At 75.7% G+C, this 19886-nt stretch carries 20 protein-coding genes; 4 read left to right on the forward strand and 16 right to left on the reverse strand.

From position 1 onward, the window contains the following. Nucleotides 1-52 precede the first annotated feature (52 nt). Nucleotides 53-385: an STAS domain-containing protein gene (locus tag EV189_RS11645; protein WP_165400269.1), complete on the forward strand. Its 333-nt coding sequence runs from the start codon at nt 53-55 to the stop codon at nt 383-385. A gap of 281 nt (nt 386-666) precedes the next feature. Here EV189_RS11645 and EV189_RS11650 read toward each other — a convergent pair whose 3' ends face one another. The 14 genes from EV189_RS11650 to rimP all read right to left on the reverse strand — a co-directional run bounded on the left by EV189_RS11650 (nt 667) and on the right by rimP (nt 14947). After that, the gene (locus EV189_RS11650) at nt 667-1119 is read right to left on the reverse strand and encodes a hypothetical protein (protein WP_130493151.1); all 453 of its coding nucleotides are present in this window, start codon (nt 1117-1119) and stop codon (nt 667-669) included. A 3-nt stretch (nt 1120-1122) separates the two neighbouring features. Beyond that, nucleotides 1123-1860 carry a 4-hydroxy-tetrahydrodipicolinate reductase gene (gene dapB / locus EV189_RS11655; RefSeq protein ID WP_196788578.1) on the reverse strand — a complete coding sequence of 246 codons (738 nt, stop codon included), beginning with the start codon at nt 1858-1860 and terminating at the stop codon, nt 1123-1125. Between the two features lie 49 nt (nt 1861-1909). After that, complete coding sequence (locus EV189_RS11660; RefSeq protein WP_231116311.1) at nt 1910-3274, reverse strand: M16 family metallopeptidase; 1365 nt, start codon at nt 3272-3274, stop codon at nt 1910-1912. Between the two features lie 26 nt (nt 3275-3300). Beyond that, a complete protein-coding gene (locus EV189_RS11665; protein ID WP_130493152.1) occupies nt 3301-5550 on the reverse strand; it encodes a polyribonucleotide nucleotidyltransferase in 2250 nt (749 codons plus the stop codon). A 239-nt stretch (nt 5551-5789) separates the two neighbouring features. Beyond that, entirely contained in the window at nt 5790-6059 is a 270-nt protein-coding gene (rpsO, locus tag EV189_RS11670) for a 30S ribosomal protein S15 (protein ID WP_130493153.1), read from the reverse strand. Nucleotides 6060-6168: 109 nt separating this feature from the next. Then, nucleotides 6169-7116, reverse strand: coding sequence for a bifunctional riboflavin kinase/FAD synthetase (locus EV189_RS11675; RefSeq protein WP_130493154.1), 948 nt, complete (start codon nt 7114-7116; stop codon nt 6169-6171). Between the two features lie 33 nt (nt 7117-7149). Beyond that, entirely contained in the window at nt 7150-8022 is an 873-nt protein-coding gene (gene truB, locus EV189_RS11680; protein WP_130493155.1) for a tRNA pseudouridine(55) synthase TruB, read from the reverse strand. Continuing rightward, nucleotides 8019-9068 (reverse strand): DHH family phosphoesterase, encoded by a 1050-nt coding sequence (locus EV189_RS11685; RefSeq protein WP_130493156.1) that lies wholly within the window; start codon nt 9066-9068, stop codon nt 8019-8021. Before EV189_RS11685 ends, truB begins: the two co-directional genes overlap by 4 nt. Next, the gene (gene rbfA / locus EV189_RS11690) at nt 9065-9505 is read right to left on the reverse strand and encodes a 30S ribosome-binding factor RbfA (RefSeq protein WP_130493157.1); all 441 of its coding nucleotides are present in this window, start codon (nt 9503-9505) and stop codon (nt 9065-9067) included. Before rbfA ends, EV189_RS11685 begins: the two co-directional genes overlap by 4 nt. A 54-nt stretch (nt 9506-9559) precedes the next feature. Then, nucleotides 9560-9856: a DUF503 domain-containing protein gene (locus EV189_RS11695; RefSeq protein WP_130493158.1), complete on the reverse strand. Its 297-nt coding sequence runs from the start codon at nt 9854-9856 to the stop codon at nt 9560-9562. A 95-nt stretch (nt 9857-9951) separates the two neighbouring features. Then, nucleotides 9952-12888 (reverse strand): translation initiation factor IF-2, encoded by a 2937-nt coding sequence (gene infB / locus EV189_RS11700; protein WP_130493159.1) that lies wholly within the window; start codon nt 12886-12888, stop codon nt 9952-9954. Nucleotides 12889-12972: 84 nt separating this feature from the next. Beyond that, nucleotides 12973-13365: a YlxR family protein gene (locus EV189_RS11705; protein ID WP_130493160.1), complete on the reverse strand. Its 393-nt coding sequence runs from the start codon at nt 13363-13365 to the stop codon at nt 12973-12975. An 8-nt stretch (nt 13366-13373) separates the two neighbouring features. After that, nucleotides 13374-14417: a transcription termination factor NusA gene (nusA, locus tag EV189_RS11710; protein WP_130493161.1), complete on the reverse strand. Its 1044-nt coding sequence runs from the start codon at nt 14415-14417 to the stop codon at nt 13374-13376. Further along, complete coding sequence (rimP, locus tag EV189_RS11715; protein ID WP_130493162.1) at nt 14417-14947, reverse strand: ribosome maturation factor RimP; 531 nt, start codon at nt 14945-14947, stop codon at nt 14417-14419. The genes nusA and rimP overlap by 1 nt, the downstream gene beginning before the upstream one ends. 121 nt (nt 14948-15068) lie before the next feature. Between rimP and EV189_RS11720 the strand changes: the two genes are divergently transcribed. Next, nucleotides 15069-15998: a DUF4439 domain-containing protein gene (locus EV189_RS11720; protein WP_165400270.1), complete on the forward strand. Its 930-nt coding sequence runs from the start codon at nt 15069-15071 to the stop codon at nt 15996-15998. On the opposite strand, the gene EV189_RS11725 is transcribed toward EV189_RS11720, so the two are convergent. Together EV189_RS11725 and EV189_RS11730 are read right to left on the reverse strand one after the other, a co-directional pair. After that, nucleotides 15995-16756 (reverse strand): sulfite exporter TauE/SafE family protein, encoded by a 762-nt coding sequence (locus tag EV189_RS11725; protein WP_231116313.1) that lies wholly within the window; start codon nt 16754-16756, stop codon nt 15995-15997. The genes EV189_RS11720 and EV189_RS11725 overlap by 4 nt on opposite strands. A gap of 2 nt (nt 16757-16758) precedes the next feature. Beyond that, complete coding sequence (locus EV189_RS11730) at nt 16759-18519, reverse strand: proline--tRNA ligase (RefSeq protein WP_231116314.1); 1761 nt, start codon at nt 18517-18519, stop codon at nt 16759-16761. Between the two features lie 160 nt (nt 18520-18679). Between EV189_RS11730 and EV189_RS11735 the strand changes: the two genes are divergently transcribed. Further along, nucleotides 18680-19216, forward strand: a complete 537-nt coding sequence (locus tag EV189_RS11735; protein ID WP_130493740.1) for a sigma-70 family RNA polymerase sigma factor — start codon at nt 18680-18682, stop codon at nt 19214-19216. Continuing rightward, nucleotides 19213-19884: an anti-sigma factor gene (locus EV189_RS11740; RefSeq protein WP_231116424.1), complete on the forward strand. Its 672-nt coding sequence runs from the start codon at nt 19213-19215 to the stop codon at nt 19882-19884. The genes EV189_RS11735 and EV189_RS11740 overlap by 4 nt, the downstream gene beginning before the upstream one ends. Nucleotides 19885-19886: the final 2 nt, after the last annotated feature.

Below are 19886 nucleotides of genomic sequence, written 5' to 3' on the forward strand. Positions count from 1 at the left end.
GCCGCACAGGCGCGCGGGGGTGCGCCGGTGCGTCCGCGGGAGAGGTGACCGGGTGGAGCTCAGCAGCTGGTACGCCGAGCACGCTCCCGGCCGTACCACCGTCGTCGTGACCGGCGAGGTCGACCTCGAGAGCGGCCCGCGGCTGCGCGAGTCCCTGGCCTCCGAGCTGGCCCAGCTGCACAGCGGCGAGCTCGTCGTCGACGCCACGGGCGTCACCTTCTGCGACTCCAGCGGCCTGCAGGCCTTCGTCGCCACCCACCGCCGCGCCGGCCTGCTCGGCACGCGGCTCGTCCTGCGGGTGACGCCGGGCGGCCGCTTCGCCCGCTTCCTCGAGCTGGCGGGCGTCAGCGAGCTGTTCGAGATCGAGGCCGCCGCCCGCGGCTGACGCTCGGCCCCATTTGATCGGGGTCCCCGATCAGGTGGGGGCCGCACCGAGGACATCTCGTCGAGATCGCCCCCAGTTGCTCGTGCTCGGCGCGCCCGCTGGTGCTTGCCCGGTCGAAGGGCGGACCGCACGCGCCGGAGGCCGCCGCACGGGCCGACCCCACCAGGTGCACGCCGTCCGCACGAGATCCCGTGCGGCCGGGCACCACTCCGTACGGTCGGCCGCGATCATGATCAGGCAACCTGATCGACTTCCCGGCCGGGAGCCCGCCCGCGCGCGCGTCAGGACGGCGGGGTCCGGCCCGCCTCGAGCGCCACCGCCCGGCGCATCGCGGACCGCGCCCGCCGCCGGTCGCCGGCGTCGTCGTACGCGAGGGCGAGCCGGTACCACCGCCGCCAGTCCCCCGGCGCCTGCTCGACCTCGGCCCGGCGCTCGGCGAAGCGCGCGTCCGCGGCGGCCCGCTCGGGCCGGCCGCTCGGGCGGCGCGGCAGGTCGTCGACCGGCAGGCCGCCCTCGACCTCGAGGGTGCGGCCGAGCCGCTGCGTCGCCAGCCCGAAGCGCGTCTCGAGCCCGACGAGCACGAGCCCCACGACGGGCAGGCCGAGCACGCCGGTCCCCAGGGCGACGCCGACGGCGCCGCCGTCGGTCATGAGGGCGAGGGCGTACCGGCCGAGCAGGACGGCGTAGACGACGACGAGGGCGACGAGGACCCCGACGACGGTGCGGGCGCGCACGGCTCAGCCGAGGTCGAGGTACGCCTCGAGCCCGACGGTGAGCCCCGGCCGCTCGCGCACGCGGCGCAGGGCCAGCAGCACGCCGGGCATGAAGCTCTCGCGGTCGAAGGAGTCGTGGCGCAGGGTGAGCGCCTCACCGGGTGCACCGAGCAGCACCTCCTCGGAGGCGACCATGCCGCGCAGCCGGACCGCGTGGACGGGGATCCCGTCGACGCGGGCGCCGCGCGCGCCGTCGGGGTCGTCGGTGGTCGCGTCGGGCAGCGGGCCGAGCCCGGCCTCGCGGCGCGCGGCGGCGACGAGCTGGGCGGTGCGCCGCGCCGTCCCGCTGGGGGCGTCGATCTTCTGCGGGTGGTGCATCTCCACGATCTCGACCGACTCGTAGAAGCGCGCGGCCGTCGCGGCGAAGCGGGTCAGCAGGACCGCGCCGATGCTGAAGTTCGGCACGACGAGCACGCTGGCCCCCGTCGCCCCCTCGAGGACCCCCTCCAGCTCCGCCTGCCGCTCCGCCGTGATCCCGCTCGTGCCGATGACGACACTGACGCCCCGCTCGACGCAGGCTCGCGCGTTGCCGACAGCCGCGTCCGGGCGCGTGAAGTCGACGGCGACGTCAGCACCCACGAGGGCGGCGAGGTCGTCCCCCACGTCGAGCCCGGCCGCGAGCTCGAGGTCCGGTGCTGCCTCCACCGCGCGGCACGCGGTCGAGCCCATGCGCCCGCGGGCGCCGAGGACGGCCACCTTCATCGTCACGCTGCGAGTCCTGCCTTCTGCTGCTGGTGTTGGGGGGCGCGCGTCAGGCGACGGCTGCGCCGAAGTCGCGGTCCTCGCCGAACGGCCCGACGACCGCCACGACCGGCCGGGCGCCGAGCAGCTGGCCGGCGACGGCCTGCACGTCGTCCAGGGTGACCGCGTCGATCTGCGCGAGCAGCTCGTCGACGCCGAGCAGCTCGCCGTAGACGAGCTCGGCCTTGCCGAGCCGGCTCATCCGCGAGCCGGTGTCCTCGAGCCCGAGGACGAGCCCGCCGCGCAGCTGGCCCTGCCCGCGGCGCAGCTCCTCCTCCGTGAGCCCCCGCTCGGCGACGAGCGCGAGCTGCTCGCGGCAGATGGCGAGGACGTCGTCGACCTTCTTCGGCTGGCACCCGGCGTAGACGGAGAAGGTGCCGGCGTCGGCGTACTGCGCGGTGTAGCTGTAGACGGAGTACGCCAGGCCCCGCTTCTCGCGCACCTCCTGGAACAGCCGGGAGCTCATGCCACCGCCGAGCGCGGCGTTGAGCACCCCGAGCGCGAAGCGCCGCGGGTCGGTGCGCGCCACACCCCCGACACCGAGCACGACGTTGGCCTGCTCGGTCGGGCGGTGGACGACGCGGACCGGGGCGACCGGGCGCAGCGGCTTGGTCGCGCCGAGACGGGCGGGAGCCGGGAGCGCTCCGGACTCCAGCAGCCCCGAGCGGGAGAAGGCCTTGCGCACCAGGCGGACCACCGTCGCGTGGTCGATGCCGCCGGCGACCGAGACCACCATCGACTCGGGGCGGTAGCGGCGGCGGTAGTAGCCCGCGATGGCCTGGCGGGACAGCGACTCGATCGAGTCGACGCTGCCGAGCACGGGGCGCCCCAGCGGGGTGTCGCCGAAGACCGCGGCCGTGAAGACCTCGTGGGCGGCGTCGGCGGGGTCGTCGTCGTGCATCGCGATCTCCTCGAGGATCACGCTGCGCTCGGCCTCGACGTCCGCGCTGCTCACCACCGAGGAGGTGACGAGGTCGCTGACCACGTCGATCGCCAGGGCCAGGTCGGTGTCGAGGACCCGGGCGTAGAAGCAGGTGTACTCCTTGCTCGTGAAGGCGTTGATCTCGCCTCCGACGGCGTCGATCGCCACCGAGATGTCGAGCGCGGAGCGCGACCGCGTGCCCTTGAAGAGCAGGTGCTCGAGGTAGTGCGAGGCCCCCGCGAGCGAGGGCGTCTCGTCGCGCGAGCCCACCCCGACCCAGATGCCGACGGCGACCGAGCGCACGCCGGGGACGGCCTCGGTCACGACCCGCAGGCCGCCGGGCAGCACGGTGCGGCGCACGACGCCGCCGCCGGCGCTCTGCTCGGCGAGGGTGCGGGTCGTCCCGACCCGCTGGACGCGCAGCGCGCCCCCCGCCCGACGGGCGGGGGGCACGGCTGCTGGCAGGCTCCGGGCCACGGTCAGGCGTCGGCCGTCACGGCGTCGGCGGACGCGGCGGCATCGCCGGCCTCGTCCTCGACGACGGGGACGAGCGAGAGCTTGCCGCGGGGGTCGATCTCGGCGATCTCGACCTGGACCTTCTGGCCCACCTTGACGACGTCCTCGACGTTCTCGACGCGCTTGCCGCCGGCGATCTTGCGCAGCTGCGAGATGTGCAGCAGGCCGTCACGCCCGGGCAGCAGCGAGACGAAGGCGCCGAACGTCGTCGTCTTCACCACGGTGCCGAGGTAGCGCTCCCCGATCTCCGGCATCGTCGGGTTGGCGATGCCGTTGATCGTCTGGCGCGCGGCCTCCGCGCTCGGGCCGTCGGCAGCACCGATGTAGATGGTGCCGTCGTCCTCGATGGTGATCTCAGCGCCGGTCTCGTCCTGGATCTGGTTGATCATCTTGCCCTTCGGGCCGATGACCTCGCCGATCTTGTCGACCGGGATCTTCACCGTGATGATGCGCGGCGCGTAGGGCGACATCTCGTCGGGGCCGTCGATGGCCTCGCCCATGACGTCGAGGATCTCGAGCCGGGCCTCGCGGGCCTGGGTCAGCGCGCCGGCCAGCACCGAGGCGGGGATGCCGTCGAGCTTGGTGTCGAGCTGGATCGCGGTCACGAACTCCTTGGTGCCGGCGACCTTGAAGTCCATGTCGCCGAACGCGTCCTCGGCGCCGAGGATGTCGGTGAGCGCGGCGTACTGCGTCTCGCCGTCCACCTCGTCGGAGACCAGGCCCATCGCGATGCCGGCGACCGGCGCGCGCAGCGGGACGCCCGCGTTGAGCAGGGCCAGCGTGGAGGCGCAGACCGAGCCCATCGAGGTCGAGCCGTTGGAGCCCAGCGCCTCGGAGACCTGGCGGATCGCGTAGGGGAACTCCTCGCGCGACGGCAGGACCGGCACGAGCGCGCGCTCGGCGAGCGCGCCGTGGCCGATCTCGCGGCGCTTCGGCGAGCCGACGCGGCCCGTCTCGCCCGTGCTGTAGGGCGGGAAGTTGTAGTTGTGCATGTAGCGCTTGCGCGTCTCGGGCGCCAGCGTGTCGAGCTGCTGCTCCATGCGGAGCATGTTCAGCGTCGTGATCCCGAGGATCTGGGTCTCGCCGCGCTCGAACAGCGCCGAGCCGTGGACGCGCGGGACGACCTCGACCTCGGCGGCCAGCGAGCGGATGTCGGTGAGGCCGCGGCCGTCGATGCGCAGCTTGTCGCGCAGGATGCGCTGGCGCACGAGCTTCTTGGTCAGGCTGCGCAGCGCGCCCGAGAGCTCCTTCTCGCGGCCGGCGAACTGCTCGCCGAGGCGCTCGTGCACGAGGCCCTTGACGCGGTCGAGCTCGGCCTCGCGCTCCTGCTTGCCCGCGATCGTCAGCGCGGCGGCGAGCTCGTCGGTCACCGAACCGGCCACCGCGTCGTACGCGTCGGGCTGGTAGTCCGGGTAGGTCGGGAACTCGCGGGTGGCCTTCGAGGCCTGCGCGGCGATCGCCGACTGCGCGTCGCACAGCTGGCGGATGAAGGGCTTGGCGGCCTCGAGGCCCTGGGCGACGACCTCCTCGGTCGGCGCCTGCGCGCCCTCGTCCTTGACCAGGCGCCAAGTCTGGTCGGTGGCCTCGGCCTCGACCATCATGATCGCGACGTCATCGCCCACCACACGGCCGGCGACGACCATGTCGAAGGTCGCGCCCTGCAGCTGCTCGTGCGTCGGGAAGGCGACCCACTGGCCCTCGATGAGCGCGACGCGGGTGGCGCCGATCGGGCCGCTGAAGGGCAGGCCGGCGATCTGCGTCGAGAGCGACGCCGCGTTGATCGCGACGACGTCGTAGAGGTCCTTCGGGTCGAGCGCCATGACCGTCACGACGACCTGGACCTCGTTGCGCAGGCCCTTGACGAAGCTGGGGCGCAGCGGGCGGTCGATGAGCCGGCAGGTGAGGATCGCGTCCTCGCTCGGACGGCCCTCGCGGCGGAAGAACGAGCCGGGGATGCGGCCCGCGGCGTACATCCGCTCCTCGACGTCGACGGTGAGGGGGAAGAAGTCGAACTGCTCCTTCGGCGACTTCGACGCGGTCGTCGCCGACAGCAGCATCGTCTCGTCGTCGAGGTACGCGACCGCGGAGCCCGCGGCCTGCTGGGCGAGGCGCCCGGTCTCGAACCGGACGGTGCGGGTGCCGAAGCGGCCGTTGTCGATGACGGCCGAGGCGGTGGTGACGCCCTCGCTGGTGGTGGCCTGAGAACCCGTCACGGGTCCCTCCTGTTCTGCTCAGGAGGAGCCGCACGTGCGGGGGGCGCATCCGGTCTTCGAGAGAAGCGCTCGGGAGGGCCGCTGGGCCGGCCCGAGGGCCACTGCCGAGGACCGGTCGACGTCCTCGTCGGGCGGCTCCCCGCTGCGGGGGCCGTCGGAGGATCCGCCGGCCCGGGGTGGGGGGCCTGTCGTAGGAGGAGGGAGCGGCCCGCGCGGGCCGCTCCCTCCTCCCTGCCGCGCTAGCGGCGCAGACCGAGCCGCTCGATGAGCGAGCGGTAGCGGTTGATGTCCGTCTTGGCCAGGTACTGCAGCAGCCGGCGGCGACGGCCGACGAGGAGCAGCAGCCCGCGACGGCTGTGGTGGTCGTGCTTGTGCGTCTTCAGGTGCTCCGTGAGGTCACGGATGCGCTGGCTGAGCAGCGCGACCTGGGCCTCGGGGGACCCGGTGTCGCCAGGGGTCACGCCGTACTCGGAGATGATGCGCTGCTTGGTCGCGGCGTCCAGGGGCATGGGGCTCCTCGAGGGGCTTCGTTGCACGGTGCCCCGGGCTGGTCCGCAGGGCGCTCTCGATCCGTGGCCGATCGAACGGCGCTACCCAGGCTACCAGCCTGCTCGCGCGTCACCCGACGCCGAGGATCCCGGCGACCCGCCGCACGTCGCGGTGCATCTGCTCGACCAGCGCCTCGACGCCGGTGTAGCGGACGGTGTCGCGGATGCGGGCGACGAACTCCAGCGCGACGCGCTCGCCGTAGAGGTCGAGCTGCTCGGGGCGGTCGTCGAAGCCGAGCACGTAGGCCTCCACCCGGCGCTCGACGCCGTCGAACGTCGGGTTGGTCCCGATCGACACCGCAGCGGGGAGCCGCTCCCCCGACGGGCGCACGAGCCAGCCGGCGTAGATGCCGTCGGCCGGCACCGCCGCGCGGTACGCGAAGGCGAGGTTCGCCGTCGGGAAGCCCAGCTCGCGGCCGCGCTGGTCGCCGGTGACGACCGTGCCCTCGACCCGGTGCGGGCGCTCGAGCGCATCGGCCGCGGTCTCGACCTCCCCGAGCGCGATGCGGTCGCGCACGAAGGTGCTCGACCAGCGGTGCCCGCTCGCGCCCACCGGGGCCACGGCGTCGACGGTGAAGCCGGCCGCCGCCCCGAGGGTGCGCAGCAGCGCCACGTCACCCGCGGCGCGCGCGCCGAAGCGGAAGTCCTCCCCCACGACCACCGTGCGCGCCTGCAGGGCTCCGACCAGGACGTCGGCCACGAAGCGCTCCGGCGGCCAGGCGGCCATCTCCCGGTCGAAGGGCAGCACGAGCACGCCCGCGACCCCGAGCGCGTCGAGCAGCTCGGCGCGGTGCCGCGCCGAGGTCAGCATCCGCGGCGCGGCGGCCGGGCGCAGCACCTCGAGCGGGTGCGGGTCGAAGGTGACGACGACGGGGGCGGCGCCGCTCGCCGCCGCGTCCGCGACGGCCCGGGCGACGACCGCGCGGTGCCCGCGGTGCACGCCGTCGAAGACGCCGACCGCGACCGCGGAGGGCCCGTACGCCGGTGGGACGGCCGCCAGGCCCTGCCAGAGATCCACGGGGCAAGCCTGCCAGACCCGTGGTCGGGGCCCTCAGCCCTGGGCCGCGAACACCGCGAGGTACGCGCTGCGCCCGTCGCGCTCCTCGGCGAGCGCGAGCACCTCGCCCCCGGGCCCGAACACGCCGTACGGCGAGGGCAGCCCGGCGACGGGCAGCCGCGCGCCGACGCGCACCCGTGCCGCTGCCCCGGCGTCGACGTCGCGGCGGGGGAACGCCCGGGCGACCGCGTCGGCCAGGGGAAGGACGACGAGCTCCTCCTCGAGCTGCTCCAGCGTCCGCGCCGCGTCCAGCGTCCAGGGACCGACCCGGGTGCGCCGGAGCGCCGTGAGGTGGCCCCCGACGCCGAGCGCGGCGCCGAGGTCGCGGGCGAGGGCCCGCACGTAGGTGCCGCTCGAGCAGACGACGGAGGCCTCGAGGTCCAGGTACTCCCCGACGACCCGCGGGTCCGACAGCGCGAACTCGGCCACGGTGACCGGGCGGGCGGCGAGGGCCACCTCGCGGCCGGAGCGCGCCACGGCGTACGCCCGCTCGCCGTCGACCTTGATCGCGCTCACCGTCGAGGGGACCTGCGCGATCTCCCCGGTCAGCGGGAGCGCCGCGGCGCGGACCTCGTCGAGCGTCAGGTGGGCGGCCGGGGCGCGCGACACCTCCTCGCCCTCCGCGTCGTCGGTCGTCGTCGCCGCGCCCAGCCGCACGGTGGCGGTGTACGCCTTGTCCCCCGCCGCGACGTGGCCGAGCAGCCGGGTCGCGCGGCCGATCCCCAGCACGAGGACGCCCGTGGCCATCGGGTCGAGGGTGCCGGCGTGCCCGACCCGGCGCGTACGGGCCAGCCGGCGCACCCGCGCGACGACGTCGTGCGAGGTCCAGCCGGCGGGCTTGTCGACGACGAGGAGCCCGTCGTTCACGCGAGCGCCTCCAGCGCGGCGCGCACGGCGGCCACGGCCTCGTCCTCGCTGCCGGTCAGGGTGGTCCCCGCGGCCATCCGGTGCCCGCCGCCGCCGAGCGCGACGGCCGCGACGGACACGTCGAGCGGACCGCGCGAGCGCAGCGAGACCCGCCAGGCGCCGTCGTCCTGCTGGAGCAGGCAGGCGGCGACGTCGGCCTCGGCGGCCCGGCGCACGACGTCGAGCACGGGCACGAGCTCCTCGACGGCGAGCCCGGCGGCCGCGCGCCGCTCGCGCGGGACCGTGGCCAGCACGAGGCCGGCGCCGCCGAGGGCGCCGGGCTCGAGGCGGGCCCCGGCCACGGCCTCGCCGAGCACCGGCAGCAGCGCACCCGGCACCTCCTCGAGGACGGCGCGGCTGAGCCGCGCGCCCTCCGCTCCCGCGTCGAGCAGCCGCGCGGCGAGCCGGAGGGCGGCCGGTGTCGTCGACGGGTGGCGGAACGACCCCGTGTCGGTGACGAGGCCCACCCAAAGGCAGCCCGCGAGCACCGCGTCCAGGGGCACCGAGAGCCGCTCGACGAGCTCCGCCGCGAGCACGGCGGTGGCCGGCGCGGCAGGGTCGAGCGCGGTGACGTGCGCGAACGGCACGTGCGAGGTGTGGTGGTCGACCGCGACGACGGCCTCGGCGGTGTCGACCAGGGGCGAGAGGAGCCCGAGCCGCCCGCGCGAGGCGAGGTCGAAGCAGGCGAGCACCCCGACGTGCTCCGGGAGCCGGGACGGCGGGGTCAGCGCCGCCGCCAGCGCGGGGTCGAGCGCGAGCAGCGCGCCGAGCGAGCGGGGCACCTCGAGGGGCTCCTCGCCCCAGCTCACCAGCGCCTCGACGCCGACCTGGCGCAGCGCGCGCGCGACGGCGAGGACGCTGCCGAGCGCGTCGCCGTCGGGAGCCACGTGCGCCGCCAGGACGACCGGGCCCGCCGGGCGCTCGAGCAGCGCCGCGACGTCGTCGAGCGCCGCACGCCAGTCCGCCTGGACGGCCGCGACCGGGTGCGCACCGGTCGGGGCGCTCACCCGGCCTCGTCCTCCTCCACGTCCTTGGTGCGGTACGCGTCGGGGCCCGCGGCGTACGTCGCCCCGGCCGCCACCCGCGAGACCTCGGCGTCGGCGGCGGCGGCGCGGGCGAGCAGGTCCTCGATGTGCCGGGCGGTCTCGGGCACCGCGTCCGCGCTGAAGGCGAGCGAGGGCGTGTGCCGCACGCCCGTCTGCCGGCCGACCTCGCTGCGCAGCACGCCCTTGGCGCTCTCCAGCGCCAGGGCGGTCGAGGCGTGCTCCGCGTCGTCACCGAGCACGGTGTAGTAGACGGTCGCCTGCTGCAGGTCGTTGGTCACCCGCACGTCGGTGACGGTGACGAAGCCGAGCCGCGGGTCCTTGACGCGCATCTCCAGCGTCTCGGCCACGATGACCTTGATCCGGTCCGCCAGCTTGCGGGCACGTGCGACGTCAGCCATGACGGGGTTCCCTCTCGGAGTCGTGCGCCCCGTCTTGCTCGGGGCGCGTGCGCACTACTCGTCCTCCGGCCCGACCAGCCGTCGGCGGGCCGACAGCAGCTCGAGCTCGGGACGCTCCGCCACGAGGCGCTCGCAGGCGTCGAGCACCTCGGTGGCGTGGCGCGCGTCCGGGGAGGCGACCGCCACCCCGATCTCCGCGCGCCGGTGCAGGTCGTGGGAGTCCGTCTCGGCCGCGGAGACGGCGTAGCGCCGGGCCAGCTCGGCCACGACGGGGCGGACGAGCGAGCGCTTCTCCTTCAGCGAGTGCACGTCGCCGAGGAGGAGGTCCAGCTCCAGGCTGCCGACCCACATGGCCGTCCCCTCCCCCTCCGCGCGCGGTCCCACCCCTGCGGGCGGCATGCCGGTGCCGCCGGCGGGTCTCCCCACCGGCGGCACCGGGGACGGGCCTAGGCCCGCGGCTTCTCGCGCATCTCGAACGTCTCGATGACGTCGTCGACCTTGATGTCGTTGAACGACCCCAGGCCGATGCCGCACTCGAAGCCCTCGCGGACCTCGGTCGCGTCGTCCTTGAAGCGGCGCAGCGAGCCGATGGACAGGTTGTCCGCCACCACGACGCCGTCGCGGATGAGCCGCGCCTTGGAGTTGCGGCGGATCTCCCCGCTGCGCACGAGGCAGCCGGCGATGTTGCCGAACTTGCTCGAGCGGTAGACCTCGCGGATCTCCGCCGTGCCGAGCTGGACCTCCTCGTACTCCGGCTTCAGCAGGCCCTTGAGCGCTGCCTCGACCTCCTCGATCGCCTGGTAGATGACCGAGTAGTACCGGACGTCGACGCCCTCGCGGTCCGCGAGCTCGCGGGCCTTGCCCTCGGGCCGGACGTTGAAGCCGATGATCACCGCGTCGGACGCCACGGCCAGCATGACGTTGTTCTCGGTGATCGCGCCGACGCCGCGGTCGATGATCCGCAGGTCGACCTCGGCACCCACGTCGAGCTGGAGCAGGGCGTCCTCGAGCGCCTCGACCGAGCCCGACACGTCGCCCTTGAGGATGAGGTTGAGCGTCTCGACCTTGCTCTGCTCGAGGAAGTCCTCGAGGCTGACCCGCTTGCGGGCCCGCGCGAGCTGGGCGTTGCGCTCCGCGGCCTGGCGGCGCTCGGCGATCTGCCGGGCGACGCGGTCCTCGGTGGCGACGAGGAACGTGTCCCCCGCGCCGGGCACCGAGGTCAGGCCGAGGATCTGCGCCGGGCGCGAGGGCCCGGCCTCCTCGATCGGGTCGTTGTTCTCGTCGAGCAGGGCGCGCACGCGGCCGTACGCGTCGCCGGCCACCACCGCGTCGCCGACGCGGAGGGTGCCGCGCTGGACGAGGACGGTCGCCACCGGGCCGCGGCCGCGGTCGAGGCGGGCCTCGATCACGGTGCCGCGCGCGTCGGCGCTGGCGTTGGCGGTCAGCTCGAGGGCGGCGTCCGCGGTGAGCAGGACCGCCTCGAGCAGGTCGTCGATGCCGACCCCGGACAGCGCCGAGACGTTGACGAACATCGTCTCGCCGCCGTACTCCTCGGCGACCAGGCCGTACTCGGTGAGCTGGCCGCGGACCTTCGTCGGGTCCGCGCCCTCCTTGTCGACCTTGTTGACCGCGACCACGATCGGCACGTCGGCCGCCTGGGCGTGGTTGAGCGCCTCGATCGTCTGCGGCATGACGCCGTCGTCGGCCGCCACCACGAGGATCACGATGTCGGTCGTCTTGGCACCGCGAGCGCGCATGGCCGTGAAGGTCTCGTGGCCCGGGGTGTCGATGAAGGTGATGGCCCGCTCGACGCCCTCGTGCACGTGCTCGACCTGGTAGGCACCGACGTGCTGGGTGATGCCACCGGCCTCGCGCGCCTGCACGTTGGTCTTGCGGATCGCGTCGAGCAGGCGGGTCTTGCCGTGGTCGACGTGGCCCATGACCGTGACGACCGGCGGGCGGGCGACGATGTCGTCCTCGTCGTCCTCGAACTCGAGGTCGATGTCGAACGACTCGAGCAGCTCGCGGTCCTCGTCCTCCGGGGACACGACCTGCACGTCGAAGCCGAGCTCGGCCCCGAGCAGGCGGAACGTGTCCTCGTCGAGCGACTGCGTCGCCGTGGCCATCTCGCCGAGGCGGAACAGCACGGTGACGAGCGCCGCCGGGTTGGCGCCGATCTTCTCCGCGAAGTCGGTCAGCGAGGAGCCGCGGCGCAGGCGGACCGGGGTCGTGCCGTCGCCGCGCGGGACCGAGACGCCGCCGATCGACGGCGCCTGCATGTTGTCGAACTCCTGGCGCCGCTGCTTCTTCGACTTCTTGCCGCGGACGGGCTTGCCGCCCGGCCGGCCGAAGGCACCGGCTGTGCCGCCGCGGCCACGGGGACCGCCGCCGCCACCACCGGGACGACCGGCGTAGCCGCCGCCACCACCGCCGGCACCGGGGGCACCGGTACCGCCGCCGGGACGACCGGCGAAGCCGCCGCCGCCACCACCGGGACGACCCGCGCCGCCCGGAGCACCGGGACGACCGGGAGCGCCGGTACGGCCGGGAGCGCCGGGACGGCCCGCACCGGGACCGGCGGGGCGCTGCGGGCGCGGCGGCATCATGCCGGGGTTGGGGCGCGGGCCGGCAGCGCCAGGAGCACCCGGACGGGGGCCGGGCGCGGGACGCGGGCCGGCGGTGCCACCGGGACGCGGCATGCCGGTCGTGCCGCCCGAGGTGAACGGGTTGTTGCCCGGACGCGGAGCCGCCGGGCGCTGCATGCCGCTGCTGCCGCCCGACGAGAACGGGTTGTTGCCCGGGCGCGGGCCCGGACGCGGAGCCGCGCCGGGGCGACCGGCACCGCCCTCAGCCGGCCGCGCGCCGCCGGCCGCAGCCGGACGCGGGGCCGAGGCGCCCGGACGCGGGGCGCCGGGGGCAGCGGGAGCGCTCGGAGCGCCGTGCTGGGCCGCCGGGGCGACCGGAGCAGCAGGAGCCTGCGCGGCGGGGGCCACCGGCACCTGCGGCGCAGGGGTGGGGCCGGACGGCCGGGGACCCGTCGGCGCAGCGGGCGCCGGGGCGGCCGCGACGCTGGGAGCCGGAGCCGCCGGAGCGGGAGGGGCCGCAGCGGGCGCCGGCGCGGGGCCGGGTCGCGGACCTGCGGCAGGACCCGGGCGCGGCCCGGGGGCGGGGCGGCCGGGCGCGCCGGAGGGCGCGGGCGCGGCAGCACCCGAGGAGGCGGACCCCGTGCCGGGGAACTCCGACCTCAGCTTGCGCACGACGGGAGCCTCGATGGTCGACGACGCCGACCGCACGAACTCCCCCATGCCTTGGAGCTTGGTCAGCAAGACCTTGCTCTCGACCCCGAGCTCCTTCGCGAGCTCGTAGACCCGGACCTTCGCCACTGCTCTCCTCGTCTGGCCCGGGTCCCCTGCTGGGTCGGGCCGCTATCAGACGTGCACGGTCATCGCTGGCTGCTCATCGAGCGCTCATCGCTTCTCGACCTGCCTTCTCACGGAACCGGTGCTTGCACCGCGCGGCGCACCGGACGCCTCCACGGGTCGAACGGACCTCGCTGCCGCCCGGGGGGGCGGCTCCTCGCTGCGCGCGGCGCCCGCGAGGGCGTCGTGCAGGGCCGTGGTGTCGAGCGGGGCCGGCACGCGCAGTGCGCGCCCGAACGCCCGTCGCCGCTCCGCGGCCGCGAGGCACTCCAGGTCGGGGTGGAGGTAGGCCCCCCGCCCCGGCATGCGCGCCGCGGGGTCCGCGACCACGGAGGTCCCGACCGCCACCACGCGCACGAGGTCTGGCTTGGCCGAGCGCCGCCGGCACCCGACGCAGGTCCGGACCGGACCGCCGTCGGGCCGCAGATCACGACCGACCACGGACGAGTCTACCCCGCCGAGCCGCGGGCGGAAGGGGCAGCGCCACCCTCGCGCTCGACGGCCCGCCCCAGCCGCTGGTCGGGGGCCGCGTCGCTGCGGATGTCGATGCGCCAGCCGGTGAGCCGGGCGGCGAGGCGGGCGTTCTGCCCCTCCTTGCCGATGGCGAGGCTGAGCTGGAAGTCCGGCACGACGACCGTGGCCGCCCGCGCCTCGAGGTCGGCGACCTCCACCGAGGTGACCCGCGCCGGCGACAGCGCGGACGCGACGAAGGTCGCGGGGTCCTCGGAGAAGTCGACGATGTCGATCTTCTCGCCGTGCAGCTCGTTCATCACGGCGCGCACGCGGGCGCCCATCGGGCCGATGCAGGCGCCCTTGGCGTTGAGCCCGGGGCGCGTCGCGCGCACGGCGATCTTGGTGCGGTGCCCGGCCTCACGGGCGATCGCCGCGATGTCGACGCTGCCGTCGGCCACCTCGGGGGCCTCCAGCGCGAACAGCTTGCGGACCAGACCGGGGTGGCTGCGGCTCAGCGCGATCTGCGGCCCCTTGGGCCCGCGGCGCACGGCCACGACGTAGCAGCGCAGCCGCGAGCCGTGGGCGTAGCGCTCGCCCGGCACCTGCTCGTGCGGCGGGAGCAGCGCCTCGATCTTGCCGAGGTCGACCATGACGTCGCCGGGGTTGCGGCCCTGCTGGACCACGCCCGAGACGATGTCGCCCTCCTTGCCGGTGAACTCGCCGAAGGTCACCTCGTCGCTGGCCTCGCGCAGCCGCTGGAGGATGACCTGCTTCGCGGTCGTCGAGGCGATGCGGCCGAAGCCGTCGGGGGTGTCGTCGTACTCCTCGGGCTCGGCGCCGTCGGCGGCGTCGTCCTCCTCGCGGGCCCAGATGGTCACGTGGCCGGTGCCGCGGTCGAGCTCGGCGCGGGCGCGCCGTGCGTGGCCCTCGGTGCGCTGGTACGCGACGACCAGCGCCTGCTCGATCGCCTCCACGAGCAGGTCGAAGGAGATCTCCTTCTCCCGCACGAGCCCGCGCAGGGCCGCCATGTCGATGTCCACTACGCCTCCCCGTCCTCGTCCAGCTCGTCGTCGTCCAGCTCGCCCTCGTCGAGCTCGTCCGTCCCGGCCTCATCGTCCCCGGGACGGGAGAACTCGACCTGCACCCGCCCGGTCCCGAGCCGCGCGTGCGCGACCCGCCCGAGCCCCTCGAGCTCGACCGCCTCGTCGTCGGCCGAGACCACCCGGGCGACCTGCGGGGCTGCCCCGTCGACGGCGACCTCGACCAGCCGCCCCGCCGCGCGCCGCCAGTGCCGGGGCTCGGTCAGCGGACGGCCCACGCCGGGGCTCGACACCTCGAGCACGTACGGCGTCTCGCCGAAGGGGTCGGCCGCGTCCAGCCGGTCCGAGACCGCGCGGGACACGTCGGCGACCACGTCGAGGGGGACGCCGCCGTCGCGGTCGACGGTCACGCGGACGAGCCGGCGACGGCCTGCGGGGGTCACCTCGACGTCCTCGAGGTCGCACCCCGACCCGGCCACGACGGGCTCGAGGAGCGCGAGGAGGGCTTCGCGGGAAGCGGCTCTGGCCACGTCGACCCTCCTCTCTGCGGTTGTCGTCCAGCGGCGTCAGCGCGGGGCGCGGACGGCACGACAGCGTACCGCTCGCGGGGAGGGGCCGGACCCGCTGGTGGCGGCGTGCGAGGCTGGTCGGGTGCCGCCGAGTCCCGCTGTTCCCCGCCGGCGCGCCCTCGGCCTGCTGCTGCTCACCGCCACCGCCGGCTGCCGCGTGGCCCGGCACGACGCCCCCCTCCCCCGCCCGAGCGCGACCCCGGCGCCCGACCCGCTGCCCGGCCTGCTCACGGCGGCGCGGGCACGCGAGGACGCCCTCGCCACGGCGTACGCGGGAGCCGCCGCGGCCGCCTCGGGAGCCCGGCGCGAGCTGCTGCTGCGCACCGCCGCCGACCACCGCGCGCACCTCGCGGCCCTCGTCGGTCCCGGCTCGGCAGCTCCGAGCGCCTCCCCCAGCGTCAGCAGCACGCCGTCCCCCGGGAGCACGTCCGTAGCGGGACCGGCCGAGCTGGCCCGCGAGGAGCTCGCCTCCGCCGCTGAGGACGTGCGCGCGCTGGCGGCGGCTCCCCCGCGCGTACGCCGGCTGCTGGCCTCCGTGGCCGCGAGCGAGCAGGCGCATGCCGCCCTCCTGGCCAGCCCCGTGCTGCCCGCGCTGCCGAGCCCGCCCGCGCTGCGCCCGCAGCCCGCGGAGGCCGCGGCGCTCCAGGCCGCGCTGGCCGGGGAGCACGCCGCCGCGTGGGCGTACGGCGTGGTCGCCGCCCGCGTCCCCGCCCGGCTGGCGAGCCGGGCCCGGCGCGACCTGGCCGAGCACCGCGCCGCCCGCGACGTGCTGGCCGCCGCGGTCACCGCCGGCGGCGCGAGCCCGGCCGCCGCGCTGCCCGGCTACGACGTGCCGGCGGTCGCCCCCGCGGAGCTCGCGGCGGGGGTCGAGGACCGGCTCGCCGCGGCGTACCTCGACCTCGTGGAGGTGACTGCATCGCCCGCGCTGCTGGAGCTCGGGGCGGCGGGAGCGGCGGCCTGCGCGGTGCGCGCCGCGCTGTGGCGGGGCCGCACGACGGCGTTCCCCGGCTAGAGCTGCCGGACCAGCGAGGCGACCAGCAGCACGACGACGGCGAGGAAGACCACCCGCACGAACCTGGTGCCCCGCGAGATCGCGGTCACGGCGCCGAGGCGACCGCCCGCGATGTTGCTCACCGCCATGAGCGCGCCCAGCGGGTAGTCGGGGGCGCCGTGGGCGACGAACACGACGAGCGCGCCGGCGTTGGTGGCGAGGTTGACGATGCGGGCCTTCGCCGAGGCCTGGAGGAACGAGTAGCCGAGCAGCGTGACGAGGGCGAAGACGAGGAAGCTGCCGGTCCCCGGCCCGATCGCCCCGTCGTAGAACCCGATCACCACCGCGACCGCCAGCGCGGTGAGCAGGTGCCGGCTCCCCGACCAGCGCAGCTGCTGCAGCTCGCCCGCCCGCGGCCGCAGCAGGGTGTACGCGCCCACCAGCACGACCACGACGAGGACCACCGGGCGGAAGACCCGCGCCGGCACCAGCGTCGCGCAGAACGCGCCGCCGGCGGACGCCGTCAGTGCCGCCCCCGCCATGGGCAGGGCGGTGCGCAGGTCGGGACGCACCCGGCGCAGGTACGTCCACGCCGCCACCGCTGTGCCGCTCGCGGCCGCGAGCTTGTTGGTCGCGAGCACCGTCGCCGGCGCCGCCCCGGGGAGCAGGACGAGCAGGGCGGGGAGCTGGACCAGCCCGCCGCCGCCGCTGACCGCATCGACCCACCCGGCGAGGAAGGCCGCACCGCAGAGCCCGAGCAGCGCCGGGAGGTGCGGCACCCTCAGCCCGCGAGGAGGCCGAGCACCGCCTGGGCCGCCCCCTCGACGGCGACCTCGTGCTTCTCGCCCGTCGCGCGCTCGCGGACCTCGAGCACGCCGTCCGCGAGCCCCTTGCCGACGACGACGATCCACGGCATGCCGAGCAGCTCGGCGTCCTTGAACTTCACCCCGGGCGAGACGCCCCGGCGGTCGTCGAGCAGCGTGCGCAGGCCGCGGGACTCGAGCTCGCGGGCGAGCTCCTCGGCGGCGGAGAAGACCGCGTCGTCCTTGCCGGTGGCGACGATGTGGACCTCGGCGGGCGCGATCTCGCGCGGCCACACCAGTCCGATGCCGTCGGCCCGCTGCTCGGCGATCGCGGCCACCGCCCGCGAGACGCCGACGCCGTAGGAGCCCATGGTGACGACGACCTGCTTGCCGTTCTGGTCGAGCACCTTGAGCTCGAGGGCATCGGCGTACTTGCGGCCCAGCTGGAAGATGTGGCCGATCTCGATGCCGCGCGCGATCGTCAGCGGCGCGCCGTCGACCGGGCACGGGTCGCCCTCGCGCACCTCGGCCGCCTCGACCGTGCCGTCCGGGGTGAAGTCGCGCCCGGCGACGAGGTCGATGACGTGCTTGCCGGGCTCGTCCGCCCCCGTCACCCAGGCGGTGCCGGTGACGACGCGCGGGTCGACGAGGTAGCGGATGCCGCTCGCGCTCTCCTCGCCCAGCGCCCGCGGGCCGATGTAGCCGCGGACGAGCGCGGGGTGCCTGGTGAAGTCGTCCTCGGTGAAGGCCTCGACCTCGGCCGGCGCGACGTTGGCCTCGAGCCGCTTGAGGTCGACCTCGCGGTCGCCGGGGACCCCGACGACGAGCGGGGTGCGCGTGCCGTCGGGCGCGACGAGCATGACGACGACGTTCTTGAGCGTGTCGGCCGCCGTCCACGCCCGGCCGGTGCGCGGGAAGCGCTCCTGCAGCAGCTCGACGAGGCTCGCGATGGTGGGCGTGCCGGGCGTGTCCTCGACGTGCGCGGGCCCCGTCGCTGCCGGGTCGAGGGCGTCCGGCACGGGCACGCGCACCGCCTCGGTGTTGGCGGCGTAGTCGCAGGACGTGCAGCGCACGAAGGTGTCCTCGCCGCTGCCGGTCGGTGCGAGGAACTCCTCGGACGCCGACCCGCCCATGGCGCCCGACACAGCGGAGACGATGACGTAGTCGAGGCCGAGGCGGTCGAAGATGCGCTGGTAGGCGACCCGGTGGGCGTCGTAGGACGCCTGCAGGCCCGCGTCGTCGACGTCGAAGGAGTAGCTGTCCTTCATGACGAACTCGCGCCCGCGCAGGATGCCCGCGCGGGGACGCGCCTCGTCGCGGTACTTGTTCTGGATCTGGTAGAGCGAGAGCGGCAGGTCCTTGTAGGAGGAGTAGAGGTCCTTGACGAGGAGCGTGAACATCTCCTCGTGCGTCGGGCCCAGCAGGTAGTCGCCGCCGCGGCGGTCCTGCAGGCGGAAGAGGTTGTCGCCGTACTCCGTCCAGCGCCCTGTGGCCTCGTAGGGCTCGCGCGGCAGCAGCGCCGGGAAGTGCACCTCCTGCGCGCCCGCGCGGTCCATCTCCTCGCGCACGACGCGCTCGACGTTGCGGAGCACCTGCCAGCCCAGCGGCAGCCAGGTGTAGATGCCGGGAGCCGCGCGGCGCACGTAGCCCGCCCGGACGAGGAGCCGGTGGCTCACGACCTCCGCGTCGGCCGGGTCGTCCCGCAGCGTCCGCAGGAACAGCGTCGACATCCGCAGCATCGCGTGGGGGCTCCTTGTGCACGGGGACGTGGCGTCCGGTGAGGTGGCCAGGGTATCCGCGGGCGCCGACAGCCGGTCCGCCCGTCGCGTGAACGACCGCGGCTCCGCCGGCGTATACAGGGGCGTGCTCGGACGAGGCGGTGGACAGGCGCAGGCAGGGCTGGCCCCTGCGCCGGCTCCTGCTGCCGGCCCGGACCAGCTCGAGGCGCTGCTGCGCGACGGCTACGACGCCCACGGCGGGGAGCTGTACGGCTTCGCGCTGCGCCGCACGGGCGACCACCACGCCGCCGAGGAGGCGGTGCAGGAGACCTTCGTCCGGGCCTGGAGGGCGGCCGACCGGTTCGACCCGGGGATCGCGACCCTGCGGGCCTGGCTCTTCGCGATCCTGCGCAACGTGCTCGTCGACGCGTCCCGGGCGGCGAGCGTGCGGCCCCGGCTGGCCCTGGGCGACGAACCGGAACGGGCCGGGCCGGCGGACGAGCTCGACCGGGTGCTCGACACCTGGATGGTCGAGGACGCGCTGCGCCGGCTGCGGCCGGACCACCGGCGGATCCTCGTCGAGGTCCACCTGCGCGGCAGGTCGTACGCCGAGGTCGCGGGCGAGCTCGCCATCCCGGAGGGGACGGCGCGCAGCCGCACGTTCTACGCGCTCAAGGCGCTGCGCCTGGCACTGGAGGAGATGGGGTGGACCGGATGAGCGAGCGCGACTGCGCGCAGCTGCGCTCCGGGCTGGGCCCGTACCTCCTCGGGAGGGCGTCCCCGGCGGAGGCGGCCGAGCTCGAGGCGCACCTGCCCCACTGCCCGGGATGCGCTGCGGAGCTGGAGGAGCTGCGGCCCGTCGTGACCCTGCTGGGCACCGTCGACCCGGACGTGGGCGAGCTCGTGCCGCCCGGGCCTCCTCCGCGCCTGCGCGACGACGTGCTCACCGCGCTGCGCGCCGAGCGCGCGGCGGCTCCGGTGGCCCTGCCGCGCCAGCGGCGGACCCGCCTCCTCGTCGGCGTCGGGGCCGCAGCCGCGTGCCTGGTCGCCGCGCTGGCGCTCGTGCTGCCCCAGATGGGGGGCGGCGGGCCCGAGCGCGTCCAGCTGACGGCCGTGGGCGGCGCCTCCGTCTCGGGCAGCGCCCAGGTCGCCCAGCACGACGGCACCACGACCATCACCGTCGCCGCGAGGGGCATGACGCTGCACCGGACCTACGGGTTCTGGCTCCAGCGGCCGGACGGCACACGGGTGCCGGCGGGCACCTGGACGGCGTACGACACCGACTGCCACGTCACCCTCCAGGTGCGCATGCGGGTCCGCGACGCCTCGGCCGTGGGGTTCACCACGCTGGACGACCACCGCGACGTCGCCGTGGGTGCGCTGTAGGG

Origin of the sequence: Motilibacter rhizosphaerae (genome assembly GCF_004216915.1) — a bacterium.
Lineage (GTDB): Bacteria > Actinomycetota > Actinomycetes > Motilibacterales > Motilibacteraceae > Motilibacter > Motilibacter rhizosphaerae.